The sequence below is a fragment of the Agromyces aurantiacus genome (assembly GCF_016907355.1).
Classification (GTDB): domain Bacteria; phylum Actinomycetota; class Actinomycetes; order Actinomycetales; family Microbacteriaceae; genus Agromyces; species Agromyces aurantiacus.
Genome location: NZ_JAFBBW010000001.1, coordinates 2,831,171 through 2,847,560 on the forward strand (window position 1 = coordinate 2,831,171; position 16,390 = coordinate 2,847,560).

The following is a 16,390-nucleotide window of genomic DNA, read 5'->3' on the forward strand; positions in this document are numbered from 1 at the left end:
CGCGACCCGCAGGGGCTGCGTCTCGCTCATGCCAGCACCAGCTCGCGCTGAACGGGCACGCGGTTCACCACGTAGCGCCCGGGGCCGCCGTCGACGCCCGGCATGATCTGCATGTAGAGCAGACGCATGGTGAGCGCGACCTCGACGGTGACCTTCTCGCCCGCCGACGGAGCGCGTCCGAGATCGATCAGGATCTCCGGGCGGTCCGCCACGAACCAGAGGGTGTCCCACTGCTCGGGGAGCTCGTCGATGCGGTACTCGCGACCGTTGAGCACGAAGCGCAGCTTCTCGGTGGGGATCGGCTCCCCGTTGACGGATGCCGCGACCCCGTCGACCGCCGAGAGCCAGAGGCTGCGGTACCAGGGAAGCTGCACGGAGACGGCGAGGCCGGACTCGGTGCGACGCACGTCGTCGTCGGCGAACAGGGAATCGTGGGTGGCCATGGCTCCTCCGAGCGGATCAGGCGTAGGTGTCGGTGAAGGTCTCGTGCGGAACGGGGGGCTCCGGCTCGAGCTTCTGCACCGTCTCGGGGCTGTACGGGTGGTTGGTCGAGGGCACGGGCTCGTCGGCCGGGGGCATGAAGACGGGCTTGCCGTCGTCGCCGAAGTACATGAGGTCGAGGTCGAACGCGCCCTGGTTCTTGAGGCCGAAGCTGACCCAGTTCTCCTCGAACGGCGCGCGGGCGAGCTCGTAGCAGCGGAACTTCCAGAACTTCCACTCGCCGTCCTGCTTGAGGAAGTCGATCGCGTACTTGCACCACACCCAGTGCGCCCAGACCTTCTTGCCGAGGGTCTCCTGCGGGGAGTACATGTCGGGGAACTCCTCCGCGACCTTCGGGTCGGTGAGGCCCGACTCGGTGCCCGCCATGATCCACACGCCCTTCGCGGTCCTGCCGTCGGCCGCGACCTCGATCACCGGCGTGGTGGTGGCGTGCAGGATGAGCTTGCCGACGGGGTGCGGTCGACCGCGGTGGTAGTCGGTCACGCTCTTCCAGGTGGTGTACTGCCCCGCGTTGGTATAGCGCGCACGGATGCCCTCGGTGCCCTCCTTCACCCACATGGGGATGATCTGCTCGTCCTCGAAGGCGTTGTGCAGGTACATGTATCGGTTGAACAGGTTCTCCACCTGTCCGCGGTCCTCGGCGCGCTGCGCGAGGGCGCGCGCGGCGACGACCTCCTCACGCAGGCCGGCCAGCTCGGACTGGAGCTCGGCGAGCGTGGCGGGAGCGATGGTGTCAGACATGTGCGGCCTCCTGGGCGGCGACGGTTTCTTCGATGGCCCTGCGCATGAGCGCGTGCTGCTTCTTCACGAGGTCGATCGGGTCGTCCTCTCCGAGGTCGGCGAAGGCGTGACCCTCCCACTCGCTCGAGAGGAAGCCGGTGTACCCGCCGTCGACGAATTGGCGGACGATCCGCGGGATGTCCATCGCGGGCTCGTCTCCGTTGCCGTCGATGGCGTAGAACTTGGCGTGCACGTGGAAGATCTGCGGCATGATGTCGAGCCACTCCTCCGGCGGCACGAGCCCGTGCATGTTGAAGGCGAGTCGCGTGAAGGGGCCGAAACGCAGGAAGTCGACGCCGTCGGCCGTGAGGATGTCCTCGAACTCCTGGTTGCGCACGTGCATCGGCAGCGGCTTGCGCCAGATCTCGTCCATGACCGGGAAGTACTTCTCGTCCATGCCCATCTTGCGCAGGGTCCGCAGCAGGGTCGGGGAGAGGCTGTGCATCGTCGATGAGAAGTCGGCGGTGAAGCCCAGGCGCTCGCTGCCCAACTCGTCGTAGAGCTCCCGGATCTGGACGACCTTGGGGCTGTTGGGCCCTTCCGGCGCGTGGATCTCGTACCCCAGGTACTGGTCGTACTGCTCCGCGAGCGGGAGCAGGCTGCGCAGCAGCTCCTTCCCCGCCGACCGGATGACGATCCTGCGGAAGCCGAGCGTGTTCGCCGTCTTCAGCTGGCGGGCGAGGAAGTCGTGCTCCTCGTCCGGGGTCATGTCCCGGTCCTTGCGGCGCCCCATGTCCAGGTTCGTGCCGACCGCGCTCGCCTCGAGGCCGTACTTCTCGAGGGAGTCGAACCACAGTTTCACGAACTCGTCGTCGACATCGGGGTACGTGCGCAACAGCTGGGCGATGTTGAACTCGACGCCCGGGCCGATCCCCTCCTCGGCGACGGCGGCGATGAGCGTCTCGGGCGTGTAGAGGCCGGCGGCGAACTCGCTCGTCATCGAGTACAGGGTGGTGCCGAGCTTGATGCCGGTGCCGGCGATGCCGTCCGGTTCCTGAGCCTGTCGTCGGGCGGTCATGCGGATGCTCCTTGGGTGGTGGGCAGCCAGGCGGCGAGCTGGGCCCGCGCCTCGGCGAGGTCGGTCGTCATGCGCGAGCCGGCGTCGGCGGCCGCGGAACGCTGCACGGCCTGCTCGTCGCGGATGATGTCGAACGGGCTCTGCCAGGAGTTCCAGTGCCAGCCTTCGTACTCGCTCGAGATCGCGCCGTTGTACCCGTTCTGCACGAGCAGGCGGATGAGGTCGGGCACCGGGACCGACGGCTCCTCGTGCTGCTCGTCGATGCCGAAGAACTTGCCGTGCACGTGCCTGATCCACGGGAAGATCTCGAGCCAGTCGTCCACGCGGGCCGGGCCGAACAGGCCGGTCGCGTTGATGCCCAGGTCGATCCCGAGGTCGGGTCGCCCGTGCTGGGCGGCGAGAGCGATGAAGCGGCCGAAGCGCTGACCGTGGTCGGCCTGGTCGACCGGGGGGCCCTGCCGGTAGAAGTCGTCCCACAATCCGGTGACGGCGTTCAGCAGCTCCTCCGAGGCGCCGCGGCGGCGGTACGCCTCGATGAGCGAGGGAGCGAAGCCCGAGACGGTCGCACCCCAGTCCATCGTGAAGCCGAGGAAGGGCGAGCCGACCTGCTCGTAGCGGTCGCGCAGCGCCAGGATCCGCGGGTGCGAGGCGTACTGGTCGGCGTGCACTTCGAGCGCGAGCGTGACGCCGTACTCCTCGGCGATGGGGGCGAGCGCCTCCATCGAGTCGGGGGTGATCGAGATCTGCACGCGGGCGATCGGGAAGCCGAGCTTCGCAGCGGCGGCGATCTGGCGGCGCATGTACTCCAGCAGTTCGTCCTGCGTGAGCAGGCGATCGCGGTGGATGCCGATGTCGGCGTTGACCGCGAGCGAGGTCGTGGCCAGACCGGTCTCGGCGATGAGGTCCTTGAACCAGCCGGCGTAGTGGTCGTCGATCTCGGGGAAGCCGCGGAAGCTCGAGAACCCGATGATCTCCAGGCCCGGGCCGAAGCCCTCGGCCGCCGACTTGCGGATGAGGCCCTCGAGATCGTATTCGCGGCCATGGAAGGCGCGCGTGAAGCTGTAGAGCGTGACGCCCTGGATGGGCGTGCCGAGTTCCGGTCCCTGAGCCTGTCGAAGGGTCATGCCGCCACCGCCTTCTTGGCCGTCATGGTCTTGGAGTCCTTCTCTTCGATGTGCAGCACCTCGTCGGCGCCGATCACGATGTAGGGGATGTAGAGCACCAGCTCGACGGCGACGGTGTGCTCGCCGTCCTCTGCCACCGGGACGTCGCCCGAGAGCACCGCCGAATCGGTGGGGAACCACCACTCCTCGGTGTTCGGCACGAGCTCGGGGAACGTGAACGTCCTGCCGTTCATCTGCCACCGGAGCGACTCGGCGGGCGCCTCGACGCCGTCGACGCTGAGCTTCGCGCCGGCGATGCACGACGCCGGCAGCGCCCGATACCAGGGGAGGCGGACCTCGACCGCGGCGCGTGTCCCATCGGTCGTGAGCGTGCCCTGCTCGATGATGCGATCGGGGATCACAGCAAACTCCTGACTACTTTGTCTATGTTTCTACACTCTAATGTCTGAATTAGACAGAAGCAAGCGCGCGGGTGATCCGGCGCGCTCCGCGGACGGCGAGTGCCACCGACGTGACCGTCGGGTTGCACGCCGTGGCCGTGGGAATCACCCCGTTGCCCGCGACGAAGAGGCCGGGGACGCCCCACACCTGACTGTCCGGGTCGCACACCGATGCCCCGTCGTCTGTCTCGCCCATCCGGGTGGTGCCCTGGTAGTGCAGCGACGCGCCCAGCGGCATCGTGAACGGCCGGTCGCCGATCGGCGCTCCGACCGCGTTCGCGAGCGCGACGATCTCCTCACGCGCACGATCGAGCACGGCATGGTCGCGATCGGTGAGGCGATAGTGGATCGTCATCGCCGGCATGCCGTAGCTGTCGACGCGGTCGCTCGAGAACTCGACCCGGTCGTCCCACTGCAGATCCTTCGCGCAGAACAATCCGAGACCGACGATCGAGCCTGGAACGACCGGATCGTCGTCCGCGAGCGGCACCGGCGAGGCATCGAGTTGCATGATCTGCCCGTGGAACGGCATGTCGTCGGTGAACGGCACCCAGCTCACACCGCTCTGCTCGCTGAGCGGGCCGTCGATCACTTCGTCGGTGCCGAGCGATCCGCCGCCGCGGGCGGCGACCGCGGCGGCGTCCGTGATGCGGGCGGCGTAGACCACCTGCGCCTGGTCGTTGAGCGTGCGACCCAGCGCCTCGGGGCGGATGCCGGAAGCCCACAGCAGCTGCGGCGTGCGCAGCGCGTCGGCCGCGACGACGACGAACCGCGCCCGGACCTCGTGCTCCTCGCCGGTGCGCAGGTCGCGCACCGTCACGCCCACGGCGCGACCGTCCTCCCGGAGCACCGTCGTGACCAACGACTCGTCGAAGAGGGTGAAGTCCGGGTTGTCGCGCGTGACCTCTCCGAGCACGATGTCCGATCCCGACCACACCAAGCGCCCGTCGTCGCGGCGGTGCACGGCGAGCGGCATGCGCTGCACACGCGCCCACTCCTCGCGTCCCTCGTCGACCGCTGCCGCGAGCCGCTCTCGCACGAGTGCGGTGAAGGGCGCACGGTCGAAGGCGTCCGTCGTCACTCCGAGAAGGCGATCCGCCTCTCCGAGGAGCTCGTCGAGGTCGGGGAGGAAGGCGATGCGCTCGCTCCCTCCCGGACGCGGGCACGCGCCCGTCCAGTGGGCCGCCATGCCGCCGACATTGCTCGAGAAGGCGACCACCGGAAGGCCGTCCTCCCCCTCGAGCCGATAGCCATCGGGGAGAAGATAGGTGCCCGGTCGCGCGCGGCGCATGCCGTCGGTCACCGAGCCAGGGCCACGCACGGTGGCCTCGTCGGCCGCCGGCCCCTGCGAGCGGCGCTGCGCCTCCTCACGGGCGGCGGGATCCTCGATGTTCTTGACATGGGCCCCAGGCGGATCGGAGACGGTCGGGCCGACCTCGAACATCGCGATCGTCGCGCCGCGCGCCTGCTCGCTCAGGATGCGCGCGTACGCGGCACCGGTCGGGCCGCTCCCGACGATGACGACGTCTGCCGATGCCGGGTACCTGGTCATGCCGACGCCGCCAGTTCGCGAATGATCGCCACCGATGCCACGGACTCGACCGTCGGGTAGTACTCCAGGCCGATCGGTCCGTCGTAGCCCGACGCGCGCAGGATGCCGAGGCGCTCGGCCCAGTCCAGCGACCCCGAACCGGGCTCGCCGCGGCCGGGCGCATCCGCGAGCTGCACGTACTTGATGAGTTCTCCGGCGTTCGCGAGCTCAGCTGCCATGTCCTCGCCCTCGACGGCCGAGTGGTAGATGTCGTAGAGCACGCCGAAGAACGGGGAGTCCACTCCCCTGGCGATGTAGACGCCCTCGGCAGTGCGGTCCAGGAGCGAGCCGGGGTGGTCGACGCGCACGTTCACCGGCTCGAGCACGAGGGTGATCCCCGAGCCGTCGATCTGGGCCGCCGCCTTCCGGTAGATCTCGATGAGCTTGTCGAGCTGCACCTGGCGCTTCCACCCTCCGAAGCCCGTGCCGCTTCCCACGACGATGCGGGGGCAGCCGAGCTCCTGCGCGATCGCGACGCCTTCGTCGAGCTTGCGGAAGAACTCCGAGTGGTCCCACGGCGGGATCATGAACTGCGTGCGCGGCTCCGAGAGTTGAGCCGTGAGCTGGGTGCCGGTCTCTTCGAGGGCGGCCTTCAGCGCGGGGATGTCCTTGGGCTGGGACGGAGCGTCCGCCCCGGTCGGGCCCCACATCTCCACGGCGTCGAAACCCGCCGCCGCGGCGGCGCGCACGCGGTCGTGGTAGTCGCCGGCTTCGGTGAAGAGCAGTTCGATGTTGGGTGCGAGTTGGTACATGGGATCTCCGAATCGACGTAGAGGTGGGAGTGGGCGACGTGCGGTGCGCGGTCCTGCGCGCCGCTCGACGATCCGGTCGCCCCCGAATCGATGGCTCGGCGGATCAGCCCTTGAGGCCGCCCGCGAAGCCCTGGATGAATCTCTTCTGCGCGAACATGTAGAACAGCAGGATCGGGATCATCGAGATGATCACGACCGCGAAGATCTTGTTCCACGCCGACACGAGGCCGCCGACGTACGTGTACATCGCGACGGGCAGCGTCTGCGTGGTCGACCCCCCGAGGAAGATCAGCGAGTTGAAGAAGTCGTTCCACACGATGAGCCCGGCGAGGATCGCGACCGTGCCGGTGGCGGGGGCCATGAGGGGTAGGACGACGCGGAAGAAGGCCTGCGTCGGAGTGGCACCGTCGATGACCGCAGCCTCCTCGTACTCGGTGGTGAGGCCGCGGAAGAAGCTCGCGTAGAGGAAGACCGACAGCGGGAGCAGGATGCCGATCCACAGGAGGATCATGCCGATCGCGTTGCCCGTGAGACCGACCGACCGCGCCCCGATGTACAGCGGAACCGTTCCGAGCTGGGCCGGCAGGATGATCGCGATGAGGACGAGGTAGAACGTGAGGTTGGTCCATGTGCGCGTGCGCCGCGTGATGACATAGGCCGCGACCGAGCCCAAGAGCACGAGCCCCGCGATGGCCCCCGCGGTGATGATCACGCTGTTGAGGATGCTCATCGGGATGCTGTTGCGACCCGTTGCCGTGAGCACGGACACGAACGCCGAGAAGTCGAGCGACTGAGGCGGAGCGATGGCGCTGGTCGTCAGCGTCTCCTGGTCGGTCTTGAAGGCCGTCGCGATGAGGAAGTAGAAGGGCAGGAGCCCGACGAGCGTGACGATCCAGATGAGGACTTCGCGCAAGGCGGTGAGTCTGGTGTACCGGAACATGTCAGGCCTTTCGTCCGACGGCGTCGCGGTCGCGCGTCGCGTACTGCTGGAGGATGGCGAAGATGAGGATCAGGACGGTCAGCACGAGCGCGAGGGCCGACCCGAATCCGAACTGGCCGAGCGAGAACGCCTGCTTGTAGACCTGGGTCGCGAGCGTCTCGGTGGCACCGGCCGGACCGCCGCCGGTGAGGGCGAGGATCTGGTCGAAGATGCGCAGGCCCTGGATGATGCCCAGAGTCGTCGCGATCGCGATCGACGGGCGGATGCCGGGAACCGTGACGTGCCAGAAACGCTTGAAGATGCCGGCACCGTCGAGCGCGGCGGCCTCCTCGAGCTCCACCGGCACCGAGGCGAGACCTGCGAGGTAGATGACCATGACGAACCCGGTCTGCTGCCACACGACCGTGAGCAGGATCGCCCAGATCGACCAGGTCGGGTCGGCGAGCCAGACCTTCTGCAATGACTCCAGCCCGATCGCGGAGAGGACGCCGTTGAGCGGGCCGTTGAACTGGAAGATGAACTTCCACACGTAGGCCACCGCGAGCGGGCTGAGCACCACCGGCATGAACAGGAGCGTCCGCAGGATGTAGCGGGTCTTGAGCGTGCGGTTGATCGCGAGCGCATATCCGAGGCCCAGGATGTTCGTGAGGATGACCGAGCCGAAGGCCAGGAAGAGCGTGTTCCACACCGAGCCGAGGAGCGTCGGATCGCTGAAGATGCGCACGAAGTTGTCGAGCCCGATGAAGTCCCAGTCGCCCAGGCCGGTCCAGTTCGTGAAGGCGAAGAAGCCGCCGGTCAGGTTCGCGACGTAGTGCACGCCGATCACGAGCACGATGGCGGGCAGCGCCCACCACCAGTGGCCGTAGCTGATCAGGGGCTTGCGCGTGCGGTCGTAGGGCCGTGGTGTCCGCCTCGCGTCGGGAGGCACCGTCAGGGTGCGCGTCGCGTCTTTCTCGATCGTCACGTGCTGTCTGCTCTCTGACCTCGTCGTCATGCGCCACCCGTCCCGGTGACGCCCACTGCCACTCTCACACACTTGGGTCGAAAGCACACATTAGTCCTACCAATGTCGGATATAAGTGGCTCGGACTTTTCCGCCCGCTCGTGGCTGCGAGGATGAGGACCGTGACAGAGCCGTGCGCGCCGGATCCGCTCGCCGACCTCTGGGCGGCGTTCATCGAGCCACCCGACGATGCGCGCCCGCGCGCGTGGTGGCACTGGATGGACGGCAACATCGATCCCGCCGGCATCGTGCGCGACCTGACCTGGCTGCACGGCGTGGGCGTGCGCGGTGTCCAGCTCTTCGACGGCGGGATGGGCGTGCCGCTCGTCGTCCCGAAGCCGGTGCGGCCGGGAACCGATGACTGGGCCGAGGCCGTCCGGACCGCTTCGTCCACGGCCGCCGGCCTGGGCCTCGAGCTCACCGTCGCGACGTCGTCGGGATGGAGCGCTTCCGGCGGCCCCTGGGTCGAGCCCCGGGATGCCATGAAGAAGCTCGTCTGGTCCGAGACGGTCGTCGACGGCGGCCGGCGGTGCGTACTGGAGCTGCCCGCGCTGCCGGACGTCGCAGGCCCCTTCCAGGACGCGTCGCGATGGGGATCGCCCGCCCGGGCGCCGTTCGCCGTCGACTGGCGCGTCGTCGCGTTCCCCGCCGACTCCGCCCACGAGACGCTGCGGCCCGCTCGGATACGCAGCGGGGAAGCCCTCTCCGACACGTCCCTGCTCCTCGACGGCTGGGTCGGCGAGGCGCTGACGCTCTCGCGCGACCCCGACGCATGGTCGTCCTCGTGGCTCGAGCAGGAGTTCGACGAACCGGTCACCGTGCGCTCCGTCACCGTCGGGCTCCCCGGACCGGGCGGGTTCGGCGCGGCACCACCCGCGCACGGCGTCCTCCAGGCGAGCGACGACGGCGTGCACTACCGCGACGTCGCGGAGCTTCCCGCCTCGACCGTCCCCGCACGGACGGTCGCCTTCCCGCCGGTGACGGCGCGGCGGTTCCGTCTCGTGTTGTCGGGTGCGAGCGCGGCCGAGGCGCTGCCACCCGTCGCGGGCGGCGTGCGGCTGCCGCCGGTGCTGCGCCGCAGCGACGAGTTCCACGTCTCGGAGTTCGCGCTCCGCGCGGCCGGCCGGGTGCACCGCGCCGAGGCCAAGGCGGGCTTCGGCGTCGTGCCGGACTACTACGCCGTCGACACCGACCCCGGCGCGGACGCGGGGTCGATCCCCGTGGCGGACGTGCTCGACCTGACCGGGCACGTGGTCGACGGCCGCCTGACCTGGGACGCGCCGCCCGGGCGGTGGCACGTCCTGCGCCTCGGAGCGTCCCTCACCGGTCAGACGAACGGACCGGCCCTGCCCGACGCGACCGGGCTCGAGGTGGACAAGCTCGACGGCGGCCGCATCTCCGAGTACCTCGAGACGCATCTCGCGCGCTTCGCGCCCGGCCGATTCGACGCGCTGCTCAGCGACAGCATCGAGGCCGGCGCGCAGAACTGGACCGACCGCATCGACGAGAGGTTCCGCGAGCTTCGCGGCTACGACCCGACGCCGTGGCTGCCCGCGCTCGCGGGCTACCTCGTCGGCGACTCGCGCGCGTCGGACCGCTTCCTCTACGACTACCGTCGCACGCTCGCCGAGCTGCTCGCCACCGAGTACTACGGCACCCTCGCCGCGGAGGCGCACGCCCGCGGCATGACGTACTACGCCGAGGCGCTCGAGGACGGCCGACCGCAGCTCGGCGACGACCTCGCGATGCGCTCGCACGCCGACGTGCCGATGGGCGCCATGTGGACCTTCGACCCCGGCGCGGGCCCCAGGCCGACCTATGTCGCCGACCTCAAGGGCGCGGCCTCCGTCGCCCACGTGCACGGCAAGCGCTGGACGGGCGCGGAGGCCTTCACGAGCTTCGACCGCCCGTGGACGTCGTCGCCGCGAAGCCTCAAGCACGTCGCCGATCTCCAGCTCGCACTCGGCGTGACGCGCTTCTGCATCCACACGTCGCCCCACCAGCCCCTCGCCGCGCCGCCGCCCGGCGTCGCCCTCGCGCCGTTCCTGGGCCAGGCCTTCACGGTGAACGAGACCTGGTCGGGGATGGCACGGCCGTGGATCGACTACCTCGCGCGCTGCTCGGCGGTGCTGTCGGCGGGTGAGCCCGCGGTGGACATCGCCGTCTTCACCGGCGAGGAAGCGCCGGTCACGGGGCTCTTCGACGCGGTCCTCGACACGGCTGTGCCCGAGGGCTTCGACTTCGACTACGTGGGCCCCGACGGCCTCGCGACGCTTCGGGCCGTCGACGGCGAATTGGTCTCGGAGGGCGCTCGGTACCGACTGCTCTTCCTCGGCGGTTCGAGCCGCCGGCTCACGGTCCCGACGCTCCGCCGCATCGCCGCGCTGCTGGAGGCGGGCGCGACGGTCGTGGGGGCCCGGCCGCAGGGTTCGCCGTCGCTCGGCGACGACGACCTCGAGTTCGCGCGGCTCTGCGCCGAGATCTGGGGACCCCTGCGCGCCCGTGGCCGGGTCGTCCCGACGACCGACCTGCGCGCCGCCCTCCGCGAGCTGGGCATCCGACCCGATCTGCGGGTCTCCGGAGCGTCGCTGCGGACCATCGCGCGGATCATCGGCGGCCGACGGGTCACATTCCTCGCCAACCCGACGGACGAGGAGGTCGACGTCACGGTGCACGTGCCGGCCGCCGTGGATGCGCTGAGCGCGTGGGATCCCGTCGAGCTGCACAGCGTCGAGCTCGACGTGCGACGCGACGACGACGACGGGCGCGAGTTCGAGCTCGTCCTGCCGCCGTTCGGCTCGGTGTTCGTCGTGCCCGCGCCCGCGCAGCGCCGCAGGGGCGAGGCGCTCCCTCCCCGACGGATCGCCGGACGGTGGACGCTCGATCTCCCCGGTCGCCCACCGCGCGAGGTGCCGGACGGCCCGGCGCTGTGGACGGAGCTCGGTGCTGCGGAACGGGAGTTCTCGGGTATGGCGGTCTACCGCACCCGGTTCACGCACACGGGCGAACCCACCGCCGGGCGCCTCTGGCTCGAACTCGGGCGCGTCGGCGACATCGCCCGGGTACGGGTGAACGGCGTCGACTGCGGCATCGCCTGGACCGCTCCGTTCCGGGTCGAGGTCACGCATGCGGTGGTCACCGGGAGCAACGACCTGGAGGTCGAGGTCGCGACGCCGTGGCGCAATCGCCTCATCGCCGAGGCATCCGCCCCCTCCGGAGAGATCTTCTCACCCATGACCGAGGTCTTCGAGCCGGCTGCGGAGCCGGTCCCCGCGGGACTGGGCGGACCGGTCGCGCTCGTCGTCGAACCGTGCGCATGACCTGATCGGAACCGCAGATCGACCCGGCTATTGCACCGTATAATCAACACTAATGTCGGAATCGTGCGAATGTGTGTCAGGCTGAGCGTGCGGCCAGGGGCCGAGCCAGCATCCCGAGCTGGCGACAACGAAGTCACGAAAGGGTCGAAATGCCACAGCACACAGCCTCCCCGCGTCTACGGTGGTCACTTCTCGCAGCGCCGGTCGTCGGAGTCCTCGTCCTCGCCGGTTGCTCCGCTGGGGGCGCCGACGGCGGCAGCTCGGGCGGCGACGCCGCCGGCGAGGGATTCAGCATCATGGTCGCCCAGGCGAACGACCAGGACGACACCTACGCCCAGACGGTCGACAAGTGGTCGAAGGAGACCGGCATCCCCGTCGAGGTCATCCCCTACCCCTCCGAGGCGTACAACACCCAGGTCACGACGCAGCTGCAGGCGGGCAACGCGGCCGACATGATGATCCTCGCCCCGGGCACCGGCCAGCCCATCTCGGTCGTGAACCTGGCCGAGGCCGGCTTCCTCGAGCCGCTCGACGAGACCTCGGCCGGCATCATCCCGGCCGGCTCGGAGGCGGAGTACACCGTCGACGACGAGGTCTACGCCCAGCCGACGGCACTCGCTCCGGTGGGTCTGGTCTACAACCCGGCACTGGGCGAGGAGGTCGGCATCGACGAATACCCGTCGACGTACGAGGACCTGCTCGCGGCGTGCACGACCGCCCGCGATGGCGGCAAGACCTTCACCGTCCTCGCCGGCGGCGTGCCGTTCAACACGGGCCTGCTGTCGATGCTCGTCTCGGCGACTCGCGTCTACGCGGAGGACCCCGACTGGAACGAGCAGCGCGCCGCGGGCGACGTCACCTTCGCCGGAAGCGGCTGGGAGGACGTGCTCAACGACATCGTCGCGATGAAGGACGGCGGCTGCTTCCAGGACGGCGTCGAGGGTGGCACCTTCGACACGATCACGCAGGGCATGGCCCAGCAGACGTCGCTGTCGGCGGCAGTTCCCGGTTCGGCGGCGGCGTCGATCGGCGGCGGCGCGGGCATCGAACTGAACGTCCAGGCATTCCCGCCCGCCGACGGCGGCGAGGCCTACACGCTCGCCTCGGCGAACTACGCGTACGGCATCAACGCCAAGGCCAGCGACGGCGCCAAGAAGTCCGCCCAGGAGTTCCTGGACTGGGTCGCCCAGCCCGAGCAGTCGAAGGCCTACGCCGACCTCGCCGGTCTGGTGCCGATCACCGGCGCCACCGCTGACAGCCTCCTTGCGGAGTACCAGCCGATCGGCGACCTGCTCGAGAACGGCGACTACGCGGGTCTGCCCAACGCGACCTGGCCGAACCCGGCCGTGTACGACGCGCTCGGCACCGGCGTGCAGGGCCTCCTGACCGGTCAGAAGACGGTCGACCAGGTGCTCCAGGAGATGGACGCCGCCTGGGACAGCTGATTCGAGGATCGTGCTGGGAGATGCCGCCCGGGACCTCGGTCTCGGGCGGCATCTGCCGCCTCCCGGTCCCACGCCACATCGACGACCGAAGGAACCGCCGTGTCGACTGACCGCATCTGCGGACTCATCGAGCGCATGAATCCGGCCGAGAAGCTCGGCCAGCTGCAGATCGTCTTCCGCCCCGAGCCCCACGACGCCGCGGAGATCGTGCGCGCCGGAGTCGGCTCGATCTTCTGGCCACGGTCGGCCGCCGCGACCAACGAGTTGCAGCGCGTCGCCGTCGAGGAGACGCGCCTCGGCATCCCCGTTCTCGTGGGACTCGACGTGATCCACGGGCAGAGGACGATCTCACCCGTTCCGCTCGCGCAGGCAGCGGGTTTCGACCCGGTTCTCGTGCAGGAGCTCGCCGCGCTCGCGGCGGCCGAGGCTCGCTCCGGCGGGGTGACCTGGACCTTCTCGCCCATGGCCGACATCTCGCGCGATCCCCGGTGGGGACGCGTCGTGGAGGGCTTCGGGGAGGATGTCCACCTGACGAACTCGATGGTTCGGGCGATGGTGCGGGGCTACCAGCGCGACGGTCTCGCCTCGCCCGGTTCGGTCGCGTCGACCGCCAAGCACTACGTCGCGTACGGCGCGCCCCAGGGCGGTCGCGACTACGACGGCGTGGATGTGTCGGAGCACCAGCTGCGCAACGTCTTCCTCGAGCCGTTCCGCGCCGCGGTCGACGAGGGCGTCACCGCCGTCATGGCGGCCTTCAACACCGTGGCCGGCGTCCCGATGCACCTCAATCGACGCCTGCTGACCGGTGTGCTGAAGAATGAATGGGGCTTCGCCGGAATCGTCGTCGGCGATGCCGACGGAGTGCGCAACCTCCTTCCGCATCGCGTCGCCGCCGACGAGGCTGACGCCGTGCGCCTCGCCTACGAGGCGGGACTCGACCTCGAGATGGGCGGCGTGCCCGCAGCCCTCTCCGACGCAGAACGCTCCCTCATCGACGGCGCTCGGCTCGACGACGCCGTCGCGCGAGTCCTGGCACTCAAGGAGCGCCTCGGACTGTTCGACGATCCCTATGTCGACGAAGGCGCCGAGATCACCGAGCCGACCGCAGACGGTCGGCGGCTCGTGCGCCGCGCCGCCGCGCGCGCATGCGTCCTGCTTCGCAACGACGGCACCCTCCCCCTCGCCTCCCCACGGCGAGTGCTCCTGACCGGTCCGTACGCCGACTCCACCGACCACCTCGGCGCGTGGACGCAGCACTTCGGCGCCCGAGCGGGCACCATCGCCGACGAGCTGCGCCTGCGCCTGGCCGAGGCCACGCTCGAGGTCATTCCCGGCGTGGGCTTCCTCTCGGACGACGCGTCGGGCATCGCCGCGGTCGTCAGCGCAGCTCGATCAGCCGACGTCGTGGTGATCTGCGCGGGCGAGCCGAGCGCGCTCTCCGGCGAGGCGGCGTCGCGCAGTGATCTCCGCCTCCCGGGCCGGCAGGAGGAACTCATTCGGGCCGTCGCCGGCACCGGCACGCCGTTCGTCGTCGTGCTCGAGTCTGGCCGTCCTCTCGTCGTCGCGGACTGGATCGACCACGCGCCCGCGGTGCTCGCCGCATGGCACGGTGGGACCGAGGCGCCCGCCGGGATCGTCGACGTGCTCCTCGGCGACGAGGACCCGGCGGGGCGCCTGCCGATGTCGTGGCCGCGATCGGTCGGGCAGATCCCCATCCACTACGCCCACGAGAACACGGGACGCCCGGCCACGACGGGCGGCACCCTCACCGTCGACGAAGCCGACGTGGGACTCCACGGGCCCGACAACCTGCAGGACAAGTACACGTCGAAGTACCTCGACCTCGACCTGGGACCGCAGTTCTCGTTCGGTCACGGCGGGAGTTACGCGGCGTTCGCACACGGCGAGCCGACCGTGTCGGCCGAGCAGGTCGCGCTCGCCGACCTGGACGCCGGCGCCACCGTGACCGTCTCCATCCAGGTCACGAACACGTCGGGACGCACGGGAGACGAGGTGGTGCAGGTGTACGTCGAAGACCTCGTGGCCAGCGTCGCACCGCCGGTCCGCCGCCTCGTCGCGTTCGAGCGCCGCACGCTGGCCCCGAGCGAGACGGCGGCGTTCTCATTCGACATCGGGGTCGATCAGCTCGGGTTCTGGGCGACGGATGCCGCCCAGCCGGCATTCACGGTCGAACCGGGACTCTTCCGGCTCCACATCGGAGCGACCCTGGCCACGACCCAGCCCATCGACCTCTGGGTCCGATGACCGGCGATTCAACGCAATTCGTGCTCGGAAAGGAGCAGTGATGGGAGAACCACGCAAGATCCTCGTGGTGGGAGCCGGACTCGGCGGGTTGGTCGCCGCGATCGCGCTCGCGCAGATCGGAGCGAAGGTCGACGTCATCGAGATCAAGGAGGACAACAGCGTCCCGGGTGTGGGATTCGGCCTGAGAGGGAACGGCTTGCGCGCCGTCCGCGAGGTCGGCCTGCTCGACGCGTGCATCCAGATCGGCAGTGAGTCCACGGGCGTGAACTATGTGGACCCGCAGGGCCGGCATCTCTGCACCCTGAAGTACGGCATCTTCGAGGAGGGCCTGCCCGGAGTCCTGAGCATGCCCCGACTCGACTTCCTCGATGCCGCGACAGCTCGGGCGCTCGAGGTCGGCTGCGTCATCCGCATGGGGACGACGGTCGCCGCCATGCAGCAGGACGCCGACCGCGTCACCGTCACCTTGAGCAGCGGCGAGACGGAGGAGTACGACCTCGTCATCGGATTCGACGGGATCAACTCCCAGATCCGCCGGGAGTACTTCGGTGCGCAGTACGACCCGACCCCCGTGGGCGGCGTCGCGTGGCGCTCTGCTCTTCCGGTCGCGCCGGGCATGACGGGCAACATCTTCATCCAGGGTGCCGGGGGGAAGCTCGTCCTCACTCCGCTGTCCAGCGAGATCATGTACGCGGTGCTGACCGTCGCCGAGGAAGGGCGTCCGCGTCACGACCCGTCGAAGATGGGGCAGATCATGTACGAGCGGGCTCGCGCGCTCATGGGCGATTCCGACTTCATGGCCGACTCGCTCGAGCACCTCCGGGAGTCGACCTCGGTCGCCTACACGCCCTACTCGATCACCTGGGTGCCCTACCCCTGGTTCCGTGGGCGCATCATGATCATGGGCGACGCGACACACGCCATGACGCCGTACCTCGGGTCCGGCGCGGCGATGAGCATCGAGGACGGCATCGTCCTCGCCCACGAGCTCGCGAAGGACCAATCGCTGGTGGATGCGCAGCTGTCGTTCATGGCGCGACGTCTGCCCCGAGTGCGGGCCGTGCACGAGCGGTCGCAGGAGACGATGTACCAGGAGTTCGATTCCGTGTCGCCGGAAGCCCTGCAACGGCGCCTGGAGTTCTTGCGGACCCAAGAGCCCCTCGCGAACGAGTACGCCAATCGGCTGCTGGCGCAGCCCTACTGAGGAGTCG

General features: G+C 69.5%; 13 protein-coding genes. 4 read left to right on the forward strand and 9 right to left on the reverse strand.

Features of this window, described 5'->3' with window-relative positions:
* Positions 1-26: 26 nt before the first annotated feature.
* From JOD46_RS13395 to JOD46_RS13435, 9 genes are all read right to left on the reverse strand, one after another.
* Positions 27-443, reverse strand: a complete 417-nt coding sequence (locus JOD46_RS13395; RefSeq protein ID WP_204395027.1) for a C-glycoside deglycosidase beta subunit domain-containing protein — start codon at positions 441-443, stop codon at positions 27-29.
* A gap of 16 nt (positions 444-459) precedes the next feature.
* Positions 460-1,242 carry a nuclear transport factor 2 family protein gene (locus tag JOD46_RS13400; RefSeq protein ID WP_204395028.1) on the reverse strand — a complete coding sequence of 261 codons (783 nt, stop codon included), beginning with the start codon at positions 1,240-1,242 and terminating at the stop codon, positions 460-462.
* Positions 1,235-2,299, reverse strand: coding sequence for a sugar phosphate isomerase/epimerase family protein (locus tag JOD46_RS13405; protein ID WP_204395029.1), 1,065 nt, complete (start codon positions 2,297-2,299; stop codon positions 1,235-1,237). Before JOD46_RS13405 ends, JOD46_RS13400 begins: the two co-directional genes overlap by 8 nt.
* Entirely contained in the window at positions 2,296-3,423 is a 1,128-nt protein-coding gene (locus tag JOD46_RS13410; protein WP_204395030.1) for a sugar phosphate isomerase/epimerase family protein, read from the reverse strand. The genes JOD46_RS13405 and JOD46_RS13410 overlap by 4 nt, the downstream gene beginning before the upstream one ends.
* Positions 3,420-3,824 (reverse strand): C-glycoside deglycosidase beta subunit domain-containing protein, encoded by a 405-nt coding sequence (locus JOD46_RS13415; RefSeq protein ID WP_204395031.1) that lies wholly within the window; start codon positions 3,822-3,824, stop codon positions 3,420-3,422. Before JOD46_RS13415 ends, JOD46_RS13410 begins: the two co-directional genes overlap by 4 nt.
* A 49-nt stretch (positions 3,825-3,873) precedes the next feature.
* Positions 3,874-5,415 carry a c-glycoside 3-oxidase CarA gene (gene carA, locus JOD46_RS13420; protein WP_204395032.1) on the reverse strand — a complete coding sequence of 514 codons (1,542 nt, stop codon included), beginning with the start codon at positions 5,413-5,415 and terminating at the stop codon, positions 3,874-3,876.
* Positions 5,412-6,206 carry a TIM barrel protein gene (locus tag JOD46_RS13425; protein ID WP_204395033.1) on the reverse strand — a complete coding sequence of 265 codons (795 nt, stop codon included), beginning with the start codon at positions 6,204-6,206 and terminating at the stop codon, positions 5,412-5,414. The genes carA and JOD46_RS13425 overlap by 4 nt, the downstream gene beginning before the upstream one ends.
* Before the next feature lie 103 nt (positions 6,207-6,309).
* Complete coding sequence (locus tag JOD46_RS13430; RefSeq protein ID WP_239562755.1) at positions 6,310-7,119, reverse strand: carbohydrate ABC transporter permease; 810 nt, start codon at positions 7,117-7,119, stop codon at positions 6,310-6,312.
* 28 nt (positions 7,120-7,147) lie between these two features.
* Positions 7,148-8,110, reverse strand: a complete 963-nt coding sequence (locus JOD46_RS13435; protein WP_307835033.1) for a carbohydrate ABC transporter permease — start codon at positions 8,108-8,110, stop codon at positions 7,148-7,150.
* 161 nt (positions 8,111-8,271) lie between these two features.
* On the opposite strand from JOD46_RS13435, the gene JOD46_RS13440 reads away from it, so the two are divergent.
* From JOD46_RS13440 to JOD46_RS13455, 4 genes are all read left to right on the forward strand, one after another.
* Positions 8,272-11,469, forward strand: coding sequence for a glycosyl hydrolase (locus JOD46_RS13440; RefSeq protein WP_307835034.1), 3,198 nt, complete (start codon positions 8,272-8,274; stop codon positions 11,467-11,469).
* A gap of 296 nt (positions 11,470-11,765) precedes the next feature.
* A complete protein-coding gene (locus JOD46_RS13445; protein WP_239562757.1) occupies positions 11,766-12,914 on the forward strand; it encodes an ABC transporter substrate-binding protein in 1,149 nt (382 codons plus the stop codon).
* 99 nt (positions 12,915-13,013) lie between these two features.
* A complete protein-coding gene (locus JOD46_RS13450; protein WP_307835035.1) occupies positions 13,014-15,179 on the forward strand; it encodes a glycoside hydrolase family 3 N-terminal domain-containing protein in 2,166 nt (721 codons plus the stop codon).
* 40 nt (positions 15,180-15,219) lie between these two features.
* Entirely contained in the window at positions 15,220-16,383 is a 1,164-nt protein-coding gene (locus JOD46_RS13455) for an FAD-dependent monooxygenase (RefSeq protein WP_204395038.1), read from the forward strand.
* The last annotated feature ends 7 nt before the right edge of the window (positions 16,384-16,390 follow it).